This window comes from Kitasatospora sp. NPDC007106 (genome assembly GCF_040634455.1).
In the GTDB taxonomy this organism is placed as follows: Bacteria; Actinomycetota; Actinomycetes; order Streptomycetales; family Streptomycetaceae; genus Kitasatospora; species Kitasatospora arboriphila.
Genome location: NZ_JBEYFP010000565.1, coordinates 1 through 3,972 on the forward strand (window position 1 = coordinate 1; position 3,972 = coordinate 3,972).

Annotated in this window: 6 protein-coding genes; 1 reads left to right on the plus strand and 5 read right to left on the minus strand. The window is 74.3% G+C overall.

Going from position 1 to position 3,972, the window contains the following annotated elements:
* Window positions 1–124: 124 nt before the first annotated feature.
* The 5 genes from ABZ641_RS28455 to ABZ641_RS28475 form a co-directional block, all read right to left on the minus strand.
* A complete protein-coding gene (locus tag ABZ641_RS28455; protein ID WP_344627629.1) occupies window positions 125–526 on the minus strand; it encodes a VOC family protein in 402 nt (133 codons plus the stop codon).
* Window positions 523–1,041 carry a cupin domain-containing protein gene (locus ABZ641_RS28460; protein ID WP_359986259.1) on the minus strand — a complete coding sequence of 173 codons (519 nt, stop codon included), beginning with the start codon at window positions 1,039–1,041 and terminating at the stop codon, window positions 523–525. Before ABZ641_RS28460 ends, ABZ641_RS28455 begins: the two co-directional genes overlap by 4 nt.
* A gap of 128 nt (window positions 1,042–1,169) precedes the next feature.
* The gene (locus ABZ641_RS28465; protein WP_344627627.1) at window positions 1,170–2,003 is read right to left on the minus strand and encodes a sterol desaturase family protein; all 834 of its coding nucleotides are present in this window, start codon (window positions 2,001–2,003) and stop codon (window positions 1,170–1,172) included.
* A complete protein-coding gene (locus ABZ641_RS28470) occupies window positions 2,000–2,746 on the minus strand; it encodes a GntR family transcriptional regulator (RefSeq protein ID WP_359986262.1) in 747 nt (248 codons plus the stop codon). Before ABZ641_RS28470 ends, ABZ641_RS28465 begins: the two co-directional genes overlap by 4 nt.
* Window positions 2,747–2,832: 86 nt before the next feature.
* A complete protein-coding gene (locus ABZ641_RS28475; protein WP_359986265.1) occupies window positions 2,833–3,591 on the minus strand; it encodes an SDR family oxidoreductase in 759 nt (252 codons plus the stop codon).
* A 97-nt stretch (window positions 3,592–3,688) separates the two neighbouring features.
* Between ABZ641_RS28475 and ABZ641_RS28480 the strand changes: the two genes are divergently transcribed.
* On the plus strand, window positions 3,689–3,972 hold a 284-nt coding region (locus tag ABZ641_RS28480; RefSeq protein WP_359986268.1), incomplete at its 3' end, for a helix-turn-helix domain-containing protein.

Sequence of the window (3,972 nt, forward strand, 5' to 3'; positions counted from 1 at the left end):
CCCTCCGTGCACCCGGGCCGTCGCACCCGGTGGCCGCGCCCGGTGGCCGCATTCGCCCACCGCGCCCGGTGGCCCTCCCCGGCGGCCGCGCCCCCGGATCGGGCGCCCGTCGGATCCGCGGGCGTCAGACCGTCCAGGTGCGGGTGCACAGCACGAGGCGGTAGCCGTCCGGATCGGCGACCGTCACCCCGTGCTCGTCCCAGTACGGGTTGTGTGCCGGGACCCGGGTGCCGCCGTGGGCGGTCAGCCGGTCGACCAGGGCCTCGTCCACCGGGATGCCGAGGTAGAGGACGAGCAGGTCGTCGGCGGTCGGCACGGGCGCGACCGGCCGATCGGGGTCGCGGGTGAGCTCCAGGTGCCAGTCGGCGCCGGGCAGGCCGACCATGAGCAGGTCGTGCTCGCCCGCCACGTGCTCCGTGGTGCGCCACAGCACGGCCATGCCGAGCCCGCCGACCCAGAACCGCTCGGCGGCGGCGAGGTCGAGGGACGGGCGGGCGATCCGGATGCGGACGGAGGGCTCGATCATGCCGACCGCTCCAGGGCCGCACGCCAGACCGGGCTGTCCAGGTAGTGGTTGTCGTACTGCTCCGAGGAGGCCGCGATCTCGGCCGGGTCCGCCTCGCCGCGCATCACCCGGCCGAGCAGCCGCAGGTAGTCGAAGCGCCCCATGCCCGGGGTGAACACGAACAGCACGTCCGCCTCCTCGCCGGGGGCCGCGGCGAAGGCGTGCGGGGTGTGCGGCGGCACCGCGAGGAAGTCGCCCGCGCCGAGGACGCTCACCTCCTCGCCGACCAGCACCTGGAGGGACCCGCTGATCACGAAGAAGAGCTCCCACGCCTTGGTGTGGAAGTGCGCCGGTGCGCCCGCCGCCCCCTTGGCGAAGCTGGAGCGGTAGCTGGTGAACCCGCCCCCGGTGTGGGAGGAGTCGGCGAGCAGCGTCATCACGCTGCTCGGGTCCGCGCAGGTCTCGGCCTCGGCGCACCGGGTGAGCACGGGTTCGAGCATGTCGCGGGCGGTGCCGGTGTTCTGATCCGTCGTCATGATGATCACTGTACCGAGGAAAAGGCCCGCCGGCACGGGGCAATTCAGTGCCGTGATCCTGGGCCAATCGCGGCCCGCGGCAGTCGCCGCGCCCTCGCCTGCGCGGCACCGCTCGCCGCGGTGGCCGCTCAGGTCTCGGGCTTCGGGGACCAGCCGGGCGGGCCGAAGAGGTGGCCGGCGCGATCCCGCCAGCGGGCCGCCGCCCTGACGTCCCGCCAGACGGCCGCGTACTCGTGGAAGGCCACCCGGAGCGGGTTGTGGGTGGTGATGTTCTTCGTCAGTCCGTAGACCACCCGCTCGCCCTCCGGCTCGAAGCTGCCGAACAGCCGGTCCCAGACGATCAGGATGCCGCCGTAGTTGCGGTCCAGGTACACCTGGTTGGAGCCGTGGTGCACCCGGTGGTGCGACGGGGTGTTGAAGACCAGCTCGACGGGCCGCCAGAGCCGGTCCACCCGCTCGGTGTGCAGGAAGAACTGGTAGATCAGGCTGATCGACTGCTGCAGCAGGATCATCCACGGCGGGAGGCCGAGCGCCGCCAGCGGCAGCCAGAACGGCAGCGAGGTCATCGGCGTCCAGCTCTGCCGCAGCGCCGTCGACAGGTTGTACCGGACGCTGGAGTGGTGCACCACGTGGCTCGCCCACAGCACCCGCACCCGGTGGTGCGCCCGGTGGAAGGCGTAGTACGCCAGGTCGTCGGCGAAGAGGAGGAGCAGCCAGGTCCAGGCCGACGAGGGGGAGAGGTGCCAGGGCGCGAGGGTGTACACCCCGGCGTACGCCAGGACGGCGAAGACCTTCCACGGTAGGCCGACCACCTGGCTGCCGGCGCCCATCGACAGCGAGGTGGCGGTGTCGCGGACCTCGTAGCCGTACTCCTCGTCGTCGGGCAGGAAGCGGTACGACAGCGCCTCGACGGCGACCAGCAGCACGAACGCGGGTATCGCGTACACCACTGCGGGGATCATCCCGCCGCCTCCCGTCCTGCCGCGGCGGACGGCGCCGGCTCCGCGGCGGGGGACGGCACGGCGCGCGAGAGCAGCTCCCGGGCCGCCCGTTCGGCGGCCGGGGCGTCACCGGCGGCGATCAGCTCGGCGAGACGCAGATGGGCCGTCACGTCCAGCAGCTCGTCGGCGCGGTGCGCCGGGGGCACTTCGCCGACCGGCAGCGCGCCGCCCACCAGGCTGTTGAACGCCAGCAGGTAGGCGAGGTTGCCGGAGCCGGTGACGATCAGCCGCCACCAGGCGATGTCCGCGGCGCCCAGCGCGGCCAGGTCCGGACCGATCCGCCCGAAGGCGGCCGCCGCCGCGGTGATCTCCGCCGCCTGGTCGGGCGAGCAGCGTTCGGCGCACAGCCGGGCGGCGTCCGCGCCGATGCAGGCCCGCATCTCCAGGGCGTCGCGTTGCAGGCCGGCGAGTGCGGGCGGCACCCGGGACCCGGCGGACGCCTGCAGCACCAGGTCCAGTCCGGCCGAGGCGCGCCAGTCCAGGACGCGGGTGCGCCCGCCCTGGCTCACCTCCACCAGCCGGGCCTGCTGCAGGCGCTTGACCGCCTCGCGCACCGCGTGCCGATTGACCCCGAACTCCGCCGCCAGCTCCCGCTCGGCCGTCAGCGCGCCGCCGGGCGGCAGCACGCCGTTCAGAATCCGCTCCTCCAGCAGCGAGAACAGCTGGTCCGAGACCGCTTCCCGCCGGATGATCCGCTCCGTCATGGCCGTCAGCATGCACCCGCCCCGACCACTGGTCAACTGGTTGGACCAGTTGAATTCCGGAGCCGGCGGCCGCCCGGGGCGGACGGTCAGCGGCCGGTGGCGAGCGTCGCGCCGCCGGCGCAGTCGAGGACGGTGCCGGTGGTGAAGCCGTTGCCCGCGAGGTAGGCGATGGCCTGGGCGACGTCCTCGGGGGTGCCGACCCGGCCGACCGGCAGGGCCGCGGCGACGCCGGCGAAGAACGCGGCCCGGTCGGCGTCCGGCATGCCGGACCACCAGGCGGTGTCGACGACGCCGGGGGAGACGGCGTTGATCCGCAGCGGCGCCAGTTCGGCGGCGAGCGGCGGGACGGCGGCCTCCAGCGCGCCGTTGACCGCGGCGAGTCCGGACGACCCGGGCAGTGCGGCCCGGGCCGAGGCGGCGGTGACGAAGGTGACCGAGCCGTCTTCGCGCAGCCGCGGCAGGGCCGCCCGCAGCACGGCGAAGTGCGCGAAGAGCTTGCCGTCGAAGGCCGTCCGCAGGTCGGCCTCGGCGAGTTCGGCGAACGGGCCGAGGCCGACGGCGCCCGAGCTCAGGGCGAGCACCAGGTGGTCGAGGCGGCCGACCGCCTCGAAGCAGGCGGCGATCGACCCGGCCGAGGTGGCGTCGGCCTCGACGGCGGTGACCGGGTGGCCGATCCGCTCGGCCGCCGCGTCGAGCCCGGCCTTGGACCGGCCGGTGATCACCACATCGGCCCCGGCGGCCGCGAAGGCCCGGGCGGCGGCCTCGCCGATGCCGCTGCTGCCGCCCATGACGACGATCCGCAGGCCGGCGAAGGACGGGTACGGCGAGGACGGGGAGAGGGACACGGGGACTCCTGGAAAGTTGTAGAGACGATCCGTCTCGACAAATATTTGCCGAGACCGATCGTCTCGGCAATGCCTTTTCCGGTGTAGAGTCCCGTCCATGGAAGACCCCGGCCCCGCCGCCGCCCGCCCGCACACCGGCCGCCGCCGCAACGAAGCCGCGCGCGAGGCCGTCCTGACCGCGACCATGCAGCTGCTGCGCGAGCCGGGCCGGGAACTGACGATCGACCGGATCGCCCGCGCGGCCGGGGTCGGCAAGCAGACCGTCTACCGCTGGTGGCCCACCAAGGGCGCCGTGGTGGCCGAGGCGATGGCCGACAGCGCGACCGCCGCCGTCGGCCTGCCCGACACCGGCGACCTCCGCGACGACCTCGCCGCCTTCTT